We start from the raw sequence: 19,545 nt of genomic DNA on the forward strand, positions 1-19,545 counted from the left end.
TGCTCACTAAATTATCCGTTTAACATTCCTGCCGATACCAGCAAACGTTTGAGAAGCGTCGCCGCTTCGGCGCGGGTTACGCTGCCTGCAGGTGCAAAGGAGCCGTCTGGCATGCCTTTTAATAAGCCTGCACCCGTCGCTTTGCCTACGGCATCGGATGCCCAATTGGAGACTTTTCCGGCATCCTTATAGTTCAAGCCAGCTGCGGCAAGCTTGCTGCTTGTTGCCAGCTCCATGGCCTTAACGGCCATCATCGCCATCTCTTCGCGGGTTACTTTGCTGTTTGGACGGAAGGTTCCGTCCTCATAACCATTGATGATGCCCGCACCCGATGCGAGCTTCACCGTTTCCTCATACCAGCTGCCGGCTGGTACATCCTTAAAGGCGCGTGCCTCGCTAATCTGGCGAATCCCTAACGCGCGAACCAGCATCGCTGCGAACTCGGCGCGGGTTACCGCGCGTTCCGGTTCAAACCTGCCTGCCGATACGCCATTCAGAATACCTTTGCCGGCAAGGAGAGCAATGTCCGCTTTGGCCCAATGACTGGCCGTATCCTTAAAGGTACGGTCAACCCTCGCAACCGTATAAATACTGTTGCCCATGCTCTTAATGGTCATAACGGTTTTGCCATCCTTCACCGTAATAAGAGCTGGTACCGAACTAAACGTACCCGTTGCCGGATCGTAGACCAACACGGTTAATTCGCCTGCTTCTTGCACGCCGTCTACCGTAATCGTTCTTTCCACATAAACGCCGCCAAAGCTTGTAATAACAACCGTTTGCGCGCCGGATTGAACCGTGATGCTGAAATCCAGCGCAGAACCAACCGTCGTTACGCCTTGATCCGCCGCATCCTTATTCAGCTTGGCTGTCAGATCAGCCGTAGGCGATTGGATCGAAAAAGTCCATATCGCGTTTGCCGTATCTGTAATACCGTTAGCTTTCAAAATCTGGGCGAGCTGCTTCAGCGGGAACGTGTAGCTTCCCTGCTGGCTCTTCACGACCAAGACCGTATCCGGTTTGGAACCGGCTAGCTCCAGCAATGCTTTTACCGTAAAGGCCGCTTTGCCGGATAACGCTGAAGCACTGATATCAACCGTTACGACAGTATGTCCTTCGTTTACTTTGTTTTTCAAGGCAAGGTCATTGTCTTCCGGCTTCGAAGCTGCCGTAATGACATCCGTTCCGTTACTGCCTGTATTGCCTGAGTTACCCGGATTCGTACCTGTGCTGCTGTCTTCTTCGCCTGTCACTTGAAGCGTAAATACCCGCTTAGTGCCTTTATAAGTGACGGAGATTTTTGCGTGCCCTGCGCGTGCTGCAATCAATTGTCCTTTATCCAGATAAGCAATATTGCTATTGTCTGTCGTTATAACCGCTTCTCCCGTTACGTCTTCCCCGCTTCGGTTATAGACATGAACCGCTTCCGAGGCCCTTTTCTCCATCTGGAATGGTCCGATGCGGTCATTTCCTACCGCGAACTGGAATGGTTTCAATAAGCTTGCGAAGCCTTCGTTCTGCTCCTCGAACGCGAAGCCCGGATTCGAATCATTAACAACAGAGATCCGTTCACCCCGCACGATAAGGTTATCCGCAATAACGGAGCCTTTTACGTTAGGAGTAACATCTACTCCGTTTGTACCCGCGCCGTCAATAACCGTATTTTCGATGGAAACGCCGCTCACGTTAAAGTCGCCATGAACAAGGAGTCCGGCATACGTGCTGTCGAGCGCCGTGTTATTCCGGATGTATACGGTACCGTTCAGATCCTTCTCGCTTGCGAATACCCAGATCGCGCCAAGATTCACGCCGTAACCGGTATCGAAGCTGCCCGTGCGGATCAGCGTATTGCGCTCAACCACTGTTGTACCGCTGAACGGAACCGGATTGAAACGTGTCGATACGGCTACGCCCGCACCGTTAGTAATGGTGTCCTTGGCGATATTGTCGGTCAGCTTATTGTCTTTGCCGCCGAAAATAACCATATTATCCGCCAGCCAAGGAAGCGACACGGTGTTAAAGCGAGCTGTATTATTTACGCTGGCTACGCCTTCCGCAGACCACATCGCAATGCCGTCGTCACCCGGATAACGGATGTCGCTTTGCTCCAGCATGCTACCCGTTGTTCCGACGCAGAAGTTAATGCCGTCCGCCATCAGATTACGCATTCGGAGACCAACCATATGCAAGCTGTCCGTATAGCCGGTGCTTCCTTTCAGTCGCGTAAGCCAGAGACCTGTCTTGGAATGCTCAATCCATACATTCTGGATAACGGAGCCCGGGCCAAACTCGCCTTCAAAGCCATGCGTGCTTGCTTCGTCATCACGCACATTCAAGTCGCCGTCAACGAGCAGATCATACACTTCGGTATGTCCGCCATCGCCGATAAATCTTGCTCCAAGAAGCGTGGTATACCACATGCCAGCACCGCGGATGGTTACGTCGCTGACATGCAGCAGGCTGCTGCGAAGCTCAAAGGTACCCGCCGGGAACCAGACGCCTTTGCCTGCGGCTTTGGCAGCTGCCATGGCGTCATTGAAGGCTGCCGTATCATCCGCGCCATCATCGGCGGTTGCGCCGTAATCAGCGACGGACAGGAAACCTTCCGGCATGGTCAAAGGATCTGCAACCTGCTCCATGTCGGCCAAATCGATCACGTAGTAATCAGCCGTGCTGTCCGCGTCTTTTTCCAACCGGATCGTTGCACCGGCAGGCACATCGCCGATCAGCGCATGGATCTCGTCGAAGAAGCGATGCGCGCTGCCCTGCTTCGGATCATTGGACCACGGGTAGCTGCCGTATTCCCAAGCATATTTCGAAGTCAGATTGAGCTTTTGTTTAAATTCGCCATTGACATAAAGACCTAGCGTTTCCTGCAGGCCGCTGCCGTCCGCGCTGTCCGGAATCGCATAACGCAAAACGATAGAGTTAGCAGGCTGTGCGAGAGTAAACTCTACATATTCGCCGGTCTCCTTAAGCGAAACCGCCTGTCTGCCCGAAGCTTCGGAAGCCATTTCGCGGTATACTCGGGATGGCCCGATCAACGCGGCATTGGTGGCCGCATGCTCAGCTTCATAGGTTACGTAAGGAACACTCGCCCCGCGATAAGCCAGATTCACCGCATGATTAATGGAGAGCGAATCAATGGAATAGTCGCCGCTGCCTGATGCTCCTTGAACCGTAACCGTATTTACGCCTGCGCGAAGATCCAGCGAGAAATCGGCGTTCTTCCAGCTCGAAGCCGCAGGGAGGTTTACGTCATCCGAAGGAATACCATTGACCGTTACTTTCAGAGTACCCGTTTGACTTCCCAGATAACGGATGGAAGCCTCGTAAACACCAGCTTCTTCCGCATTGACTACAAACCGGATCAGGTCGTCTTTATTCTTCAAGCCCGCTAGATAACCCGTGCCCGTATAACCTTCCGATAAAGTTGCTGCCGTAATGCTTTGGCTGCGGAAGGCGTTCTCCGCTTCGTAAACAATCTTGTCTTGCACCGGAGTAAAGCTCCATACGGCTGGAGAAGCCGCTTCGCCATACTGCAGCGCACCGTCCTCTACGTGCAAGGCTCCATTCTTATCTGCCGCATTAACCAGGACAAAATGCCCCAACCGTTCTTCAATAAGCCACTGCTCGGCATCCGTTATGGCCGCCGCATTGCCCTTGAGAGAAAGGTCCAACGACAGCAGCTTGCCTGTTGCGCGGTTCTTAATCAGCTTGCGGCCGTTGTAGTCCTGAAGCAGCCATTCCGCGCTTGAATTACCTATGCCGGAGCTTGCCGTTACAACCGCCGTTCCGTTTGATTCCGCAAGATTTTTACCGCCAGCCGTTATGGTGATGTAATTGGTATCGTTAAAAATCGGAGTGCCGGTAACTTCGTTCCGCTCATCGCCAATCACCGGCGTTGTGAAGTCAGCCGGCGCATTGTCAAAGCTCCATTGCAGCGTCCCGTAGGATGCAGGGAACAAGCCGCGTTCCGCGTAACCCGCACTATTTTGCACATTGATATATTCATCGTCAAAGCTGCCGTATAGGCTGCGGATCAAGTAGGTCGTGCCTTGCGGCTCGATGGACCAATCCGCTCTTGCCGCCGCTGCTTCCAATGCTCCGCTCGTGATATACCGGTAATTATCGTCTACCGAGACGTAATGACCGGTTACGCGGTTGCGGATGCGGTACGATCCGTTATCTTCTTCAAGCAGCCAATGCGAGTAGCCGTTATCCGCATCCACATTGCCGTACAGCACAACACCGCCATGGTTCTCGTAAAGGAATTGGCCGGTTGCGGCATTTTTGATCCGGACGGGAACGGCTGGCAGAGGTGCTTCCGGCACTTCGACCGGTTCCGCCGCGAACTGCCCTTCATCATTGCCCGCAACAAGCTTGCTTACTTTCGCGTACCCTGCATCGTCCCCGCTCGCTTCATAGACAAAGTGGCCGGCCCATGCGCTTTTGATATTCACATAGCCTTCATTTGCGCTATCCTGCAGGTACCACTTGGCGCTGCCCCATTGCGGGTAGATGCTTTCCGCAACCAGCTTGAAGTCCGGAGCGTCCTGCTCGACCGAACCGCCGACGCCTTCCATCGAGACGTAATGGCCGGTTGCGAGGTTTTTGAGTCGTATGGATCCAACTCCGTCGCCGGCGTCTTCCGGAAACCAGATCGACGAGGTATCGGATTCGGGGATGTCGTCAAATTTCAATTTGCCTAGATCCGCGCCGGCTTCCGTCACTTCGTACAGATAACCGCCGGTCAGCTTGCTCTTGATCCGAATATCGCTTGGCGCAGCTTCCGGTACATTGATAAAGCGCCAGCGCGGGCTGCCCCAGTTCGGATTAATAATGCCATACTCGGCATATTTGGTCAGGTTCTGCAGGTTGATGTACTTCTGCGAGCCCTCTGTATCGTTCGCATCAAGAACGCTATGAATCAGCCTGGAACCGCCGCCTTTATCCTCGATGACCCAAACGGCGCTTCTCCAGTCATCCTCCACGTCGGATACTTTGATATGACCGTCCGTTACATTTTGCAGATTGATATAATGGTTGGTCGCGCGGTTCTTGATCCGCTTACGACCCTGGAACCGCTCAATGACCCATTGATCGCGCTGATCGTCCTCGCGAATATTGCCGTATTTCAAATTGCCCTGCGAATCCTCGTACAGATACATGGATTGCCATTCATTCATCATGCGCACAAACTGCGGGGACCCGTCCGTTGCTGCCGAAGGATCGGCAAGAAGCCATTGCGCCGGATTCGCATCCGGATCGACCGTGCCCGCTTGAGCAAATCCCGTTGCATCCGCGTTATGCAGATAGACATTGTCCCCGCTTGCGTTTTGGATCGTCTTATAATCGTCGTAGATTTTTGAAGATGCTATCGCCCACTCATAAGAAGGATCGATAGCCGAAGGTTTATCCGCGGTCAGAGGATCTGCCGGCTGAGCCGACCCGCCTCGGATATAGTGGCCGGTTGCCACGTTGCGGATTAGCGTCTTGCCGTCAAAATCCTCCATGATCCACTGATAGAGGTAGCTGCCTGCATTCGAGCTGTCCAACGCTCCGTACTGCACAACGCCGTTATTCTCGTACAGATAAGAAGCTCCCGCAGGATCGTCGGAATAGCTTGCTATCCGGACGGGCTGAACATCAGCCGCCATATCGATCCTCCACTGCGCGCTTCCCCATGCCGGCTGAGCCCAGTCATTGGCACGGACATTGGTATCATCAGGGAACTGGGTATTCAGCACGTAATTTAGCGGGGTTTCTCCTTGTGCCGCAAATACGTTGGTAAAAGTAACGAAGCCCGCGCTTGATGCTGCCGCCATCGTCCATTCGCTTTTCGTGCCGTCTTGCGCGATTGCTTTAAGCTGCATCCAGCCTTCATCGCCTTGCGTAATGTAGTGCCCGGTCGCGCGGTTCCTTAAGCGGATTACCGAGCTTCCGTCTTCTTTTATTTCAACCGTTTCCATGTACCAATGGGTGAGGGGATCGGTAATACCGCCGGCAGCGCCAAATTTGACAAAGCCGTCCTTATCCTCATACAAATATTGTCCGGCCTTGAACTGGTTAACGATTCGTACCGGAACGCCTGCCGGATCAACCGGCTCCAGCGCCCATTGCGGGCTTTCGAACGTGATATTGATATCGCCGCTGACTTCCGCGAATCCCAGCTGGTCTTCCTGGTGAATGACCAGGTTCGCGGATGGGTCGCCGGCATTCTTGATAATGACGTAACCGGCCCGGCTGGAATCCCCAATGATCCATTGATCAGCCGTGGTGCTCGTTGCAATGCTCCGGCTGTATAGCGGATCACGCCGCTGATTCGTATCCTCCATCGTGATGTAATGGCCGGTCACGCGGTTCTTGATCCGCTTCACCCCGCCGCTTTCTTCAATCAGCCAATGGGAGCTCTCGTTGTCCATTGCCGTAAAGCCGTAACGGACGACGCCGTCCGAGCCCTCATACAAATAATTGCTTTTCCACTTGTTCTTGATCCGCACATAGCTGTCTGACCCGCTGCTGACCGCAGCGACTGCTTGATTGTTATCATTGTCCGCCGCATATACCGGAAACGCCGTCAACAGCAGCAGCAGTGCCATCAAAGCAGACAGCATCGCCTTGCTTCGTGCCATTCATACTCCCCCTTAAGTCTCGTCAAGGATTAGTTGCATCTCCCATCTTAGAATGTAAGGGTTTACAGGACGAGGTGTATTATTGGGAATATTAGGTGTTATATTATGATGCTTGCCAGCGTAAAGGAAGCTTTATCTCTTCTTGCCAAATACGGCAAGGGTCAGAACGGAACCTCCGGCGAGCAATATCGCAATCAGGATAAAAGAAACCTGCATGCCGGACAAAAACGTCTGGCTGCCGTTCAATACCGCTCCAAGCAAGGCAACGCCAAGAACCGACCCCAACTGGCGGCTTGCGTTAATTGCCCCGGAAACCGCGCCAGTCTGCTCCCTCGCTACGGAGGACATCACCGCCGCCATCAGCGAAGGAATGACAAGAGAAACTCCGAAGCCAATTAACAGCAAGCCAATAAAACTCCAAGCATAGCTTGTGCCGGAATGGATCCATGCCAGAATCAGCGTTCCTGCTGCTCCAAAGCCAAATCCTGCCGCCATAGGCTTGCGCGCGCCCATCCGGCTGACGATCCGTCCGGTCAGAATCGGATTAAAGGCCAGCGGCAGCATCATCGGGAGCAGGGACAGACCGGCAGCATGAGCCGATAATCCTCTACTCTGCTGAAAGAACAAAGGCAATACAAACAACACGCCGGACAATCCTGCATTAATAGCCATGCCGGCTATCAGCCCCGTGGAAACGGTACTGTTCTTGAACAAGCTTAAAGGAAACAGCGGAGCATGGCCTTTTGCTTCAAGCATGATAAACAGGATCATGCTCAGAACCGCCAAACCAACCGTTCCCAAAATGACGGGAGAGCCCCAGCCGTAGTACTGCCCTTCCATCAAACTGAAGGATAAAGCAGCGATTGCCGCCAGAGCGGTTACTTGACCGCCTGCATCAAAGCTCTTTTGCGCGGAGCGCGGGGTCTCTTCTGCCAGTACGCAAGTCAGCAGCAGACTTATTGCGGCAATCGGTACATTAAGCAGAAAAATACTCCGCCAGCCAAACGAGTCCGCAAGTATTCCTCCAATTACAGGCCCTGCGGCCATCGCGGCTCCCGTAACCGCGGTCCATATTCCTAGAGCCTTGGCCCGTTCTCCCGGCACGGGGTAGGTATGAGACAATAAGGTTAACGAGGCAGGCAGCAAAGCCGCTCCCCCTATTCCAAGAATAGCCCGCAAAGCGATGAGTGCGCCTGTAGTCGATACGACCGCAGATGCAGCCGATGCGGCAAGGAACAGGATGAGACCGGCAATATAGACCCGTTTTGCTCCCAATCGATCTGCGAATACCCCCATTGACAGCAAAAGCCCTGCAAACACGATCGTATAGGCATTCACGACCCATTGGAGATCGATGAGCCCGCCCCCGAGATCTTCGTGAATCGCCGGAAGAGCAACGCTAACGACCGTCATATCCAGCAGCACCATAAAATAGCCAAGCGATAGTCCGAGCAGAAGCAGCCGGCTTCTGCCGGATACTTGTTGTAAAGCTTTTTCCATTGTTTTCCCCTACCTTACTCTTCATGTCGAATTCCCACAGAGTGTATAATGAATCCGATAAGAGATGAAGAGGAGAGCTTATCCTAGGAGTTTTTCTCCTACGATAGGATTTGAATAAATATTTCATAACGGGAAGAAGGTTCTGTAGCATGGATGACTCGGCAAGATTAAGAGAGCTTGCGCAATTTCTGAAGACGCGGAGAGCCCGGCTGTCTCCGGAGCAAGCCGGATTGCCGGCAAGCGGGCGCAGGCGGACACCCGGCCTAAGACGCGGGGAAGTCGCTATGCTGTCGGGCGTAAGCGTGGATTGGTATACATGGCTGGAGCAGGCCCGTCCGATTCAGGTATCCGCACAAGTATTGGATTGCATCAGCCGCGCGCTCCGGCTGGATGCCGACGAGCGGAAGCATTTGTTCCTGCTCGCTATCCAGCAGGTTCCGGCTGACCCTTCTTTGGACGGGAATAGGATCAGCGAGAACTTGCAAAGCTTCCTTGACCGCCAAGGTGCAAGTCCGGCCTTTATAACCGATCAACGACTGATTATCAGAGCATGGAATAAAGCCGCAAATCTTGTATACGGCCCTTTCGAATCGATGTCGGAACGAGAACGCAACACCGTATGGCGTTCTTTCCATTTGCCCGGCGTCCGGGAGCTCCTGAAGGAGAACTGGGAGAAGCATGCACGGCACAGGCTTGCCCAATTCCGTGCCGGTTATGCCAAATTCCCGGGTGATTCCTGGTGGCTGGAGATCATTGGCGAGCTGCAGCAAACAAGCGATGAATTCCGGGAATGGTGGCCGCAGCATGACGTGCTGAACGGACCGGAAGGGAAGAAAATCAATTATCATCCGACTGCCGGTACGTTAGCGTTTAACCAGCTTTCTTTTATCGTATCGGACTCTCCCCACTTTACCGTCACCATTAACCTTCCGGCTGATGAACAAACGGTCTCCAAGATGGAGCAGCTGCTGCTCTAGCGCTAATGCTCCATCTTAAACAGGAACGCATCCGGCGAGGTTGGCTCTACGCTGCCTCCCGACGGCTCAATGGTAAGCGCAAGCTGGCTTGCGTTGACCAATGCCCCGGCTTTCACATAGAGATGGGCGTGCTTCTTCTCCGACTGCTCGAGCAATCCCAGGTTAACCCGGCTGCCGCCTTCCAGCGCCCATGCCTGTATGTCGTAATCGCGGCTCGACAACATGCCATCCAGCAGGACCAGCATTTCGCCGGAGTCGCTGTTAAACCAGATATACCCTTCACCCAGCTCATTGTTATACGGATGCACTTTATAGCTGGCCGTCTCCGGTGCGTTTATAAAGGCCAATGCTTCGGGCTCGTGCGCGGCGACATAATGATTGCGCTGATCAGCAGGCTGCCGGACGCTGTTATACAACCAGGCCGCACAGACGACGACAATGACGGCGGAGACAAGCGCGGCCGCCCATTTGCTGCGGGAAGTCCAGCCGCTTCGCAGCCGTTTAACGATACCGCGTCGCTGAACATGAGATCTCAAGCTCCTCCGGATCCGATCCGACGGAAATCTGTCTTCCGCGGTCTGCCCGATTCCTTCATTTGCAGCAGCAGGCGCAAGAATAGACTGCCACTCCGATACCTTTTCCCTGCAGGCAAAGCATGTATTTAGATGATTGGCCATCTGGGCGTATCTCACGCCGGTCTGTTTCCCGAGCAGCCAATCAATCCATTGTTCTTCGCAATATCCAACCGTACATTGGTCTTTCGGCTTGCCGGTCATCTCCGCCCCTCCTCTACTCCGGTATTCCGGTCGCTTCCCCTTCGCTCCAGATGCTTCCGCATATTGTTTAATCCGTATCGCACCCACGATTTTACGGTGCCAAGCGGTACGTTCCAGGCGGCGGACAGCTCCTTCTGCGTATGCGGGCTGTAATAGCTGTATGCGACCGCGTCCCGCTGATTACGGGGCAGCCTCATAAGCGCTTCGTTTAATTCCTCCCGCTCCAAATGCTGCAGGGCAATTTCCTCCGAGCTTCTGCTGCTTGCGGCGTCATCCTGCCCAAGCTCCTTATCCTTCTCGGCTATCCGTTTAGATCTGCGCAAACGGTCAAGACATCGGCTCCTGGTCATAACCGCCAGCCATGCCTCCAGCGATCCGCGCCCGGGATTGTAATCCTTCCCCCGCCTCAGCACTTCAAGAAACACATCGTGGCAAACATCCTCCGCCTCCATCCGTTCTCCCAGCATACGCAGCGCAACCTGCATGACAAGCGGTGCATATCTGGCATAAAAACGGTCAAAGGCGTCTACCTCGCCCTCGCACATGTCGCGAAGAACCTCGCTCATATCCTCCAAGCGGCTCATCGCCATTCCTCCCTCGCTAACCGGATCAACCTCATCTATCTAACGTTTTACCAGAATTTCCGCCAGAGGAAAAATAAATTTTTTTTCAGGTTCGCAAATCCAATCTCCGTTGCCATTCGTACCGATTACGTACGCTTCAAGGCGATGCAGTCAAAATTTCCGAGCTACAGGAGGGGATCGCATGCTTCAAGCATGCCGCAAAAAAAGCGCTAAATACTTGCTTGCGCTAGGAATGACATTAGGTGCCGTCTCATTGGGAGCAGGCGCAATGCCGGTCTCGGCAGCAGCGGCGGTAGAGCTTTATACGCCGTATCTTCAATTATCCGCGCCGCCGGGGGATTCGATCGCTTATTCGGTGGATATTATCAACCACGGCTCGTCTACCCAGACGGTGGATCTTGGTTTCGACGAGAAGGGCAATAAGTGGGATTACGAGCTGACGGCCGGAGGGCGTACCGTAAGCAAAATCGCGGTTAAACCCGGTGAATCCCAGACGGTAAACCTGCAGCTGGATGTTCCGCTCGAAATTAACAAAGGCGTATACGAGTTTCAAATGAATGCGGACGGCAGCGTTCTCCCGCTTGCCGTTCAAGTCTCCGAGCAGGGTACCTTCCGTACGGAGTTAACGACGGATCAGCCCAATATGCAGGGGCATTCGGATTCTACCTTTACCTTCAGCGCGACGCTTCGCAACCGCACAGCCGAAAAACAAACCTACGCGCTTGCTGCTAATGCAGCAGCCGGCTGGGATGTTACGTTCAGCGACGGAAGCAACAGCGTGACCTCGGTTGAGGTCGACGCCAACGGCGAGAAGACGATTACGATTAGCGCAAAACCGCCTCAATCGGTTAAGGCCGGTACTTATGACATCCCTATATCCGCCTCCAATAACTCCACGAACGGCAGCACAACGGTAGAAGCCGTGGTAACCGGCACTTACGACCTGGCGTTAACCACGCCTAACGATCTATTAAGCACAAATGTGACCGCCGGCTCCACGCGCAAGCTTGACCTGGTCGTCACCAACAAAGGATCAGCGGAGCTTAAGCAAGTGGCCATGACCGCGGAAAGCCCAACCGACTGGGAGGTTACCTTCGAGCCTTCGACCATTGCTTCCATCAAGCCGGGAGAAACCGCCCATGTGCAAGCCACCATTAAAGCGGACAAAAAAGCGCTCGCAGGCGACTACGTGGTAAACGTCAATGCTGCTTCCCCGGAAAAATCCGCCGACGCGCAGTTCCGCGTCGCCGTGAAATCCTCGGTCCTCTGGGGCTGGATCGGCATTGTCATTATCTTGGCTGTTATCGCGGCGATCTACGGCTTATTCCGTAAATTCGGGAGGCGGTAACAATGGAGTCATTCGCCCAGGTACCGATTATTGAAATGTCCCGGCTGACGAAAAAATACGGCGAGCAAACCGCCGTGAGCCAGCTGGATCTGACGATACAAAGAGGAGAAGTATACGGACTTCTTGGCCCCAACGGCGCGGGCAAAACAACAACCATTCTGATGATGCTGGGGCTGACGGAGCCCAGCTCCGGAAAAGTCCGGGTGTGCGGGCTTGATCCGGCAAGGCAGCCGCTTGAGGTAAAACGAAGAGTCGGCTATATGCCGGATGATGTGGGATTTTATGAAGACCGTACGGCGCTTGACAATTTGCTTCTAACGGCAAGACTAAACGGCATTCCTATCCAAGATGCCAGATTTCAGGCACTGGAGCTGCTTGAGCGGGTTGGCCTTCAGCATACGCTGACCAAGAGGGTTGGCGCATTCTCGAGAGGGATGCGGCAAAGGCTTGGCATTGCCGATGTGCTGATCAAGAAGCCTGAAATTATTATTCTCGACGAGCCCACGCTAGGCATTGACCCGGAAGGGGTGCGCGAGCTGCTGGAGCTGATTGAACAATTAAGCCGGAACGAAGGACTTACCGTCCTGCTGTCCTCTCATCACCTTCATCAGGTTCAGCAAATATGCGACCGGGTAGGTTTGTTTGTTCAAGGCAAGCTGATTGCTTCCGGCAACATCGAATCCCTGGCGAAGCAGCTGGACGATGACGGCAGCGTAACGGTCGTGTTGTCCGCCGCCCCGTGGTCCAAGGAGTTGGATGAACGTCTTTCCAGCCTGGATAGTCTTCTTACCTATAAAGGTCCTGCCGCTTGGGATCGTGCTTATAGCAGCGCTCAGCCATTGGACGCCGTACTGACAGGCACGCGTGATCTTACATCTGAGGCGGCGCGGGCGGTGCTCGACTGCGGAGCTTCCTTGTTCGGCATTCGCCGCAAGCAATACGGTTTGGACGATATTTATCACCGTTATTTCGAAGGAGGGGGACAGCTTGAACGCAGCAACAGCATTCAATAACGGCTTGTGGAAAAAACTTGCCGGACGGTTAAACAGCCGCTCAGACCAACCGCTTGAAAACAGTCGCCGCAATCACTCTCCCTTTTGGGTGCTGGTCCAGAAGGAATTTGGCGACCATCTGCGGAGCTGGCGCTTCACCATTCTAATCGGCATTATTACGCTGGCCTGCATAGGTTCCATCTATGCCGCAGTCACCGCTATTCAAGCCGGCGTCAAATCGCAGCAGACCGATATCTCCTTTTTATTTCTGCAAATGTTCACCGCATCGGACGGCTCGCTGCCGACTTTTGTAACCTTCGTCTCTTTTCTGGGGCCGCTGATTGGCATCGCTCTCGGCTTTGATGCCGTCAATACGGAACGCAGCAAAGGGACGCTAAGCAGACTGCTGTCGCAGCCTTTGTACCGGGATGACTTTATCCTGGCGAAATTTACGGCTTCACTGCTGTTAATCTCCGTTGCGCTGTTTTCTCTAGGGCTGCTTGTCATGGGACTTGGGCTGTTTGTCATTGGTTATCCGCCAACACCTGAGGAAGTGCTTCGCGTCCTATGCTTCCTCATCGTAGCTATTGTTTATGTGGGCTTCTGGCTGAACCTTTCGATTATCTTCTCCATCCGATTCAGACAGACGGCTACATCCGCGTTGTCGGGTATCGCGCTTTGGATTTTCTTCTCGGTGTTCTACAGCATGATTATCGGGCTGATTGATAAAGCGACTGCGCCCGCTGATTCCGCCGGAATCGGAGCTCAGATTAGCCACTTCAACTGGATGCTTCTGCTTAATCGGATTTCTCCTTCATATTTGTTCTCGGAGGCCACAAGCACGCTGCTGATGCCCGGCGTCAGATCGCTTGGCCCGCTGACCACCGAGCAGGTTGTTGGGGCGATAGCAAGTCCTCTGCCTCTTATGCAAAGCATCCTGCTGTCCTGGCCGCAGCTTATTTGTCTCATTGCCGAGACGGCAATCTGCTTTGCAATCTCTTATGTGCTGTTCATGCGCCAGGAAATCCGTTCTCGGGCGTAACAAGACCGCTCAACATAATAAAAAGCTTTCCTTCGCTCTATTCATAGAAGCGTTAGGAAAGCTTTTTCCCTTATACGCTTGGATACTGCTCCAAAATCTCGCCGGTCTCCGAACGTGCAAGGATAACGGAATCAGGCCCCTCCTCTTCCTCCGATAAATAGAACCAGAACTTCTCTCCGGCCCCGTATTCAATAATTTGGCAGGGCAGTTCCTTACCGCTCGACCTGCTCTTAATCCACATGCTTGCAATCTGGGGATCATAGATTTTCCCGGAATACATACCTGCGTAATGCGGAACATCGCCTTTTAAACCGTTAAAAGACCAGCCAAACTTATGCTCCTTGGGCTCGGCTGAAGTTGAGCCGCCAGTCAAATGCCAGCCGAATATATTCTTCTTCAATCGCGCGATTCCGAAATACTGCGGATTAGTGCCCCAGTCATAAAACACAATGGCGTTCTTCTTCCCCAGCTTTTCGATATGAGCAACCCTTGCCATCGGCTGGTTCAGGGAAAGCGCGGCCCTTTCCATGCCTTGCTCACCGCTTTGTCGAAGGATTATTAAGGTACAAAATAATAACGCAATGATAAAGCAGAACAGCACTATTTTTGATTTTATGCCCAAGACGCAACCTCCCTCCAAATAATTCCACAGTAAAGACGCAAGGGAAATTGATTTGTTGCGGAAAGCTGCCATTCCTGCGAAAAACAAAACAGCCTGCAGAGCATGAACGGTTCTGCAGGCTGTTAATCTCTATACCTTCACCGACCTGGCTTGCTCCCTGTAATCAATCGGGGCGAGGCCCGTGACGCTTTTGAATACCCGGTTGAAATGGCGGATATTTCCGAATCCCGTGCTCTCGGCGATAATCGTCACCTTTTCGTTGGAGGAGACAAGACGCCTCTTCGCTTCGGAAACTCTAAGCTCCGTCCAGTACTCGACTAACGAGCTACCCGTCCGCTGTTTGAACAACGTCGACAGGTACGCCGGGTTGAGATAAACCTTCTCCGCGACTTGCGTCAGCGACAATGGCTCGTGATAATGCTGGTTCACGTACCGGATGACTTTCTCGATGGGATCATGGTCGGCGTTCTTCTGCCCGCTCGCGATACATGCGGCCAGCTTCTCCAGATAAGCGCAGCAGCAATCGATCAGCTCCGTGCGGGAAGTGAGGGAACAAATCTCCAGCAGCACCGCCTGAATCGTACGTTCGCCCAGCCAGCTTTGCGTTAGATCCAGCTTCTCCGCTTCCTCATACCCGTGAATCAGGAGCTTGCAAATCTGCTGGTGAATGACTTCCGGACTTCTGGCTTGCGAGCAGAGAGTCGTAATGAACGCAGCCGCGTATTGTCTTGTCTGTACCGGCTTGCCTTCCTGAATCGAGGATTCGAGAAGCTCATGCGGAAGCTCAAGAAGGGGGCTCCAAGCCATCTCCTCTTCGCCATCCTTCATCCGCGAATAGCTGATCACGCGGTCGCCGCCCACGATTAAACGGTGCAGCTGGGCAATCTTCGCCTCCTGGAACGATTGCGGAATTTCCTTGATTCCGCCAACGGTTCTGCCCAGTCCAATCGTTACGGTTAATCTCGACAAGGAGATCATGCGCCTGCGGATCGTCTCCGACAGTTCGAACAGCGGGTCACCTGCCCCCGGCTGACCGGGAAGATTAACAAGCGCAACAACCTCTGTATCGGATAAAATAAACGAAAACCCTTTTGCCCGCTGATCCAACAGCTCTTGAACGATCTGTTGAATATACAGCTGAAACAAGCTTGGGTCCGCTTTCTCATACCGCTCCTTATCGAGCAGATCTTTATCCAGCTTGATAATCATGCAGGCAAAACACGGCTCTTGAAAAGTAACGCCGATTCTCGCCAGCAAGGCCAGATCCGTCTCGTTCACGTAGCCTTTCAGCAGCCCTGCCACCAGATGCTCGCTTACATGCTGGCGGATGATCCGCGCATCGGCCGGCTCCGCTGCATACGGTTCAAGTACCTGCTTCTGTAACTTGACGAGCTCGCTCTCCAGCTTCCCCAGCGTCTTGAATAACTCCTCCCGCTCCACGGGTTTCATCAGATAGTCCCGAACTCCATGGCGGAGCGATTGCTGCAAATACGTAAATTCGTCAAAGCCGCTAAGAACGATAACAAGCAGCTTCGGAAACCGCTCCTTCGCGATTTGAATCAGCTGCAGTCCGTCCATCCGGGGCATCCGGATATCCGTCAATAACACGTCGGGTTTGAGGCTCTCCATCATTTCCAGAGCTTCGTACCCATCCTTCGCTTCGCCTGCAACCTCCCAGCTGCCGGAAGAGGACTCGATCATTTTACGAAGTCCCCTGCGGAATATCGCCTCATCGTCAACAATCAGAATGTTTGGCATGTACCAGTGCTCCTCCCTATCCCGTCATTGAAAAAGCGATTGGCATCGTTAAGATGACCTTTAACCCCTGGAACGGCATGCTCTCCAGCTGCAGACCGTATTGCTCGCCGTAATGCAGACGAATTCTGCGGTGAACGTTCATGAGGCCATTGCCGGAGGTGCCTCCGAGGTCATGGATTTTATCCATTCGCTTGCGCATCGCGCTCAGCTGCTCGCTGGTCATGCCTATGCCGTCGTCCTCAATGACGATCGTCAGCATTCCTTGCTCCTGATAGCAAGATAATTGAATCCTTCCTTCGCCAATCCCTTTATCAAGCCCGTGATTAATGGCATTTTCTACGATCGGCTGTATCATAAGCGGTATAACCGGGCAGCCGTACAACGATTCATCCACCTCCAGGCGGAAATCAATCCGGTCTTCGTAACGCATCTTCTGAATGGTCATATAACCTTTTACATGGTCCAGCTCATCGCGCAGCGTCACGGTTTCCTTGCGCCCGCTTAACGAATACCGAAGCAGGCGACTTAAATTATTCGTCATCGTAACCACTTCCCTATTGCCCTCCACTTCGGCATACATGGAGATCGAACCAAGCGTGTTGTACAGAAAATGCGGATTAATCTTGCTCTGCAGCGCTGCGATCTCGGCATCCTTTTCCCTGATTTCCGTCTCGTACAGCCGGTAACCCAGCTCGCTCAGACGAGACACCATCATGTTAAAGGCATTGCCCAGCTGGCCAACCTCGTCCCACTGCCGGACGGGGAACGATACCTTCAGATCGCCCCGCTCTACCTTGCGCATAAGCGACCGCAGCATCCGGAGCGGACTTGTAATTCGGAACGCGATAAAAACCGACAGCAACACGGCAAGTCCGATACAAATGCCGCCAACCAGTATGATCGAGTTGCGGACCACGAAACTGTCCTTCATCAGCACCGATACCGGTACGACGCCAACGGTCGTCCAGCCCGTTACCTCCGAGCTGACATGAGCGACAAGCAGGCTTTTTCCGTCTACTTTATGATGAGAGACGCCTTCATCCGATAAACCTTCGATAACGGGATAGATCGTCGTCTTTTCCTTGCGCAGCACCAGATCTCCGGCACTGTCCGTCATGTACAGCGACTCCTTGCTCCCCAGGCTGACCTGAGACAGCAGCTTGCGCACTTCCGCGGGATCGATATCAATCACGATATAACCAAGCGTATCCCCGCTGTCGAAGCTCCTTAGCTCGCGGGCAATCGAGAATACTTGATAGGCCGTTCCGCTTGTGGACTTCACTTCGTGTGTTGTTATAAAAGTCGGCTGGCCGAAGCGGCCCTTAGCCTTCTCCAGCCAATCCGTGTTGCCCCCAAGCTGGTACGTCGTCATGTATTGGCTTTCCGGCAGCACGACATAAGAGGCGCCATGCTCGCCGAACAAGGAAATGCCCATTATATCGACACGTCCGTTCAGAAACACTTTGGAGACAAAGTTGTTCAAATCATCGATTTCCTGCAGGGACAAGGCTTCACCGGGTTTTCTGGACGTTGCGAGAAAATCCAGAATTTCCTGATATTGATACGGCATCAACGACAGCCGGTTCAGCTCATTCATGTACGTATCGATATTCAGCGTCACCTGCTTCAGCATCTGTAGCTGATACTTGCCTACCTGCTCCTCCATCTTGGAGGCAAAAATCGAGAAGGACCACGCACCGATCACTCCCAGCGGTACCACAATCAGAAGCACGTTGACGAGAATAAGCTTGCGGGCAAGCGCCAGATTTTTGAACCATTGCTGTAAGCGTCTAAAGATCGTCATCATCGCTCACCCCGCTTATTTCGACAGCTCTAGGTTGATTTGCTTTTCGGTTGCCTGGAGCGCCTGCTCCGGTGTCTGCTGACCGTAGATCATCCGTTCGAACTGCCGGATAATGACTTCTATAAAGCTATGCTGCTTTGTATGCTTCGGCCAGAAAACGACGGAATTGGCGGCAGCCGCGTAATCGCTGCGATAATTCAGCGACTTGAACGCTTCCGTATCCATCACCGCGCTGGCGCTAGGAACATGTCCCGCTTCCGCCCACTTGGCGCCATGCTCGGCCAGCCATTTCATGAACAGCATCGCGGCATCCCGCTTCTCCTGTGACATATCATGCTGCGACGGAATCGCCAGCGTATGGGAATCGGCCCAAGCTGCGGGCTTATCATAGATCGTTGGCAGCGGCACAACGCCAAAGTTCAAGGCGTCATTTTTCTCAAGCGCGCCCGTTGCCCATACGCCCGTAATCAGCACTGCCGCTTTTCCTTCATTAAATAGCTTGAAAGAATCCGGAATATTAGGCGGAATCAGCTTGCTCTTATACAGCTCTTCTATATAATTCAATGCCTTCAGTGAAGCCGGGTTGTTAAGTACCGCCTTTGTGCCTTCCGCGTTATAGAACTTCCCGCCGCCTTGAATCTGGTTATACAGACTCCACCACAGCCATACGGCATCGATCCGGGTGCTTGGCTGGGCAAGCGGAGCGACATCTGTAGGAATGGCCTGACGGATTTGTTGCAGGAAATGGGTAAATCCGTCTTCCCCGCCTTGAAGCACCGGCTTGCCCTGCGCGTCAAGAACACCGGCCTGCTCCAGAAAGGTCTTGTTGTAATACATGACAAGCATGTGGGTATCCAGCGGAACGGCGTACGGCTTTCCTTGGAAGGAGACGGCCTTCATGCCAGCTTTGTTATATACGTTCCAATCCAGACCTGCTTCTTGTGCCGGGCCGGATAAATCTTCAATGTAACCGTTCTGTACGAATTGAGGCAAGGAGCTTGCGTGAATAATGGCCACATCCGGCGCGTTGCCGGAAAGAATGGCCGTTCGCAACCGCGAGTAATAGTCGTCCAGCCTTGAATTCATCTGGACGACTTGAATGTCTTCGTGTTCTTTATTGAATTGATCGACCATCTCGGTCATAAACAAATTATCTCCCCCGCTGAAGGGGGTCCAATAATTAAGTTGGATAGCGGATGCTTTCGGCTCGGCGGATGCCGAAACGTCGTTATTGCTATGGCTGCAGCCAGTCAAGGTAAGGCTTGCCGCGATGATGATACTTAAGCCTGATGTAAGATAAGAACGAAAGGACAAGCCTTTCATGACCAGCGCCTCCTAAAAAGAATTGTGAAGGATTTAGGATAGTAAAATTGCTGAACAATTCTTGCTTCGAAAGCGTTACTTAAAGAATTGTGAAGGATTTAGGATAGTAAAATTGCTGAACAATTCTTGCTTCGAAAGCGTTACTTAAAGAATTGTGAAGCAAATAGTTTAGTAGAATTGCTGA

General features: G+C 53.1%; 12 protein-coding genes. 4 read left to right on the forward strand and 8 right to left on the reverse strand.

All coding sequences use genetic code 11. The features are described 5' to 3' along the window. Positions 1-11: 11 nt before the first annotated feature. Both WFJ73_RS09805 and WFJ73_RS09810 read right to left on the reverse strand, forming a co-directional pair. Positions 12-6,635, reverse strand: a complete 6,624-nt coding sequence (locus tag WFJ73_RS09805; protein ID WP_336772842.1) for an S-layer homology domain-containing protein — start codon at positions 6,633-6,635, stop codon at positions 12-14. A 132-nt stretch (positions 6,636-6,767) separates the two neighbouring features. Continuing rightward, the gene (locus tag WFJ73_RS09810; protein WP_336772843.1) at positions 6,768-8,135 is read right to left on the reverse strand and encodes an MFS transporter; all 1,368 of its coding nucleotides are present in this window, start codon (positions 8,133-8,135) and stop codon (positions 6,768-6,770) included. Between the two features lie 149 nt (positions 8,136-8,284). On the opposite strand from WFJ73_RS09810, the gene WFJ73_RS09815 reads away from it, so the two are divergent. Next, positions 8,285-9,112 carry a helix-turn-helix transcriptional regulator gene (locus WFJ73_RS09815; RefSeq protein ID WP_336772844.1) on the forward strand — a complete coding sequence of 276 codons (828 nt, stop codon included), beginning with the start codon at positions 8,285-8,287 and terminating at the stop codon, positions 9,110-9,112. Positions 9,113-9,114: 2 nt separating this feature from the next. Here WFJ73_RS09815 and WFJ73_RS09820 read toward each other — a convergent pair whose 3' ends face one another. Continuing rightward, the gene (locus tag WFJ73_RS09820) at positions 9,115-9,888 is read right to left on the reverse strand and encodes an anti-sigma factor (protein WP_336772845.1); all 774 of its coding nucleotides are present in this window, start codon (positions 9,886-9,888) and stop codon (positions 9,115-9,117) included. After that, positions 9,885-10,472, reverse strand: coding sequence for an RNA polymerase sigma factor (locus WFJ73_RS09825; RefSeq protein ID WP_336772846.1), 588 nt, complete (start codon positions 10,470-10,472; stop codon positions 9,885-9,887). Before WFJ73_RS09825 ends, WFJ73_RS09820 begins: the two co-directional genes overlap by 4 nt. A gap of 181 nt (positions 10,473-10,653) precedes the next feature. On the opposite strand from WFJ73_RS09825, the gene WFJ73_RS09830 reads away from it, so the two are divergent. From WFJ73_RS09830 to WFJ73_RS09840, 3 genes are read left to right on the forward strand one after another with little or no spacing between them, the layout of a single operon-like run. After that, on the forward strand, positions 10,654-11,820 hold the full coding sequence (locus WFJ73_RS09830; RefSeq protein ID WP_336772847.1) for a COG1470 family protein: 1,167 nt from the start codon (positions 10,654-10,656) through the stop codon (positions 11,818-11,820). A 2-nt stretch (positions 11,821-11,822) separates the two neighbouring features. Further along, entirely contained in the window at positions 11,823-12,833 is a 1,011-nt protein-coding gene (locus WFJ73_RS09835; protein WP_336772848.1) for an ABC transporter ATP-binding protein, read from the forward strand. Beyond that, the gene (locus WFJ73_RS09840) at positions 12,808-13,854 is read left to right on the forward strand and encodes an ABC transporter permease (protein WP_442955933.1); all 1,047 of its coding nucleotides are present in this window, start codon (positions 12,808-12,810) and stop codon (positions 13,852-13,854) included. The genes WFJ73_RS09835 and WFJ73_RS09840 overlap by 26 nt, the downstream gene beginning before the upstream one ends. Before the next feature lie 70 nt (positions 13,855-13,924). Here the strand turns inward: WFJ73_RS09840 and WFJ73_RS09845 are convergent, their stop codons facing one another. The 4 genes from WFJ73_RS09845 to WFJ73_RS09860 form a co-directional block, all read right to left on the reverse strand. Next, a complete protein-coding gene (locus tag WFJ73_RS09845) occupies positions 13,925-14,383 on the reverse strand; it encodes a hypothetical protein (RefSeq protein ID WP_336772849.1) in 459 nt (152 codons plus the stop codon). Positions 14,384-14,605: 222 nt separating this feature from the next. After that, on the reverse strand, positions 14,606-16,234 hold the full coding sequence (locus WFJ73_RS09850; protein ID WP_336772850.1) for a response regulator: 1,629 nt from the start codon (positions 16,232-16,234) through the stop codon (positions 14,606-14,608). A gap of 16 nt (positions 16,235-16,250) precedes the next feature. After that, positions 16,251-18,041, reverse strand: a complete 1,791-nt coding sequence (locus WFJ73_RS09855; RefSeq protein ID WP_336772851.1) for a cache domain-containing sensor histidine kinase — start codon at positions 18,039-18,041, stop codon at positions 16,251-16,253. A 12-nt stretch (positions 18,042-18,053) separates the two neighbouring features. Next, on the reverse strand, positions 18,054-19,361 hold the full coding sequence (locus tag WFJ73_RS09860) for an ABC transporter substrate-binding protein (protein WP_336772852.1): 1,308 nt from the start codon (positions 19,359-19,361) through the stop codon (positions 18,054-18,056). Between the last annotated feature and the right edge of the window lie 184 nt (positions 19,362-19,545).

The organism is Paenibacillus sp. MMO-58 (assembly GCF_037146255.1).
Taxonomy (GTDB): Bacteria; Bacillota; Bacilli; order Paenibacillales; family Paenibacillaceae; genus Pristimantibacillus.

What these genes read in the sequence shown, in the direction of transcription:
- WFJ73_RS09805 (WP_336772842.1), bottom strand. Translation starts at nt 6,635, where the DNA reads ATGGCACGAAGCAAGGCGATGCTGTCTGCTTTGATGGCACTGCTGCTG.
- WFJ73_RS09810 (WP_336772843.1), bottom strand. Translation starts at nt 8,135, where the DNA reads ATGGAAAAAGCTTTACAACAAGTATCCGGCAGAAGCCGGCTGCTTCTG.
- WFJ73_RS09815 (WP_336772844.1), top strand. Translation starts at nt 8,285, where the DNA reads ATGGATGACTCGGCAAGATTAAGAGAGCTTGCGCAATTTCTGAAGACG.
- WFJ73_RS09820 (WP_336772845.1), bottom strand. Translation starts at nt 9,888, where the DNA reads ATGACCGGCAAGCCGAAAGACCAATGTACGGTTGGATATTGCGAAGAA.
- WFJ73_RS09825 (WP_336772846.1), bottom strand. Translation starts at nt 10,472, where the DNA reads ATGAGCCGCTTGGAGGATATGAGCGAGGTTCTTCGCGACATGTGCGAG.
- WFJ73_RS09830 (WP_336772847.1), top strand. Translation starts at nt 10,654, where the DNA reads ATGCTTCAAGCATGCCGCAAAAAAAGCGCTAAATACTTGCTTGCGCTA.
- WFJ73_RS09835 (WP_336772848.1), top strand. Translation starts at nt 11,823, where the DNA reads ATGGAGTCATTCGCCCAGGTACCGATTATTGAAATGTCCCGGCTGACG.
- WFJ73_RS09845 (WP_336772849.1), bottom strand. Translation starts at nt 14,383, where the DNA reads ATGGAAAGGGCCGCGCTTTCCCTGAACCAGCCGATGGCAAGGGTTGCT.
- WFJ73_RS09850 (WP_336772850.1), bottom strand. Translation starts at nt 16,234, where the DNA reads ATGCCAAACATTCTGATTGTTGACGATGAGGCGATATTCCGCAGGGGA.
- WFJ73_RS09855 (WP_336772851.1), bottom strand. Translation starts at nt 18,041, where the DNA reads ATGATGACGATCTTTAGACGCTTACAGCAATGGTTCAAAAATCTGGCG.
- WFJ73_RS09860 (WP_336772852.1), bottom strand. Translation starts at nt 19,361, where the DNA reads ATGAAAGGCTTGTCCTTTCGTTCTTATCTTACATCAGGCTTAAGTATC.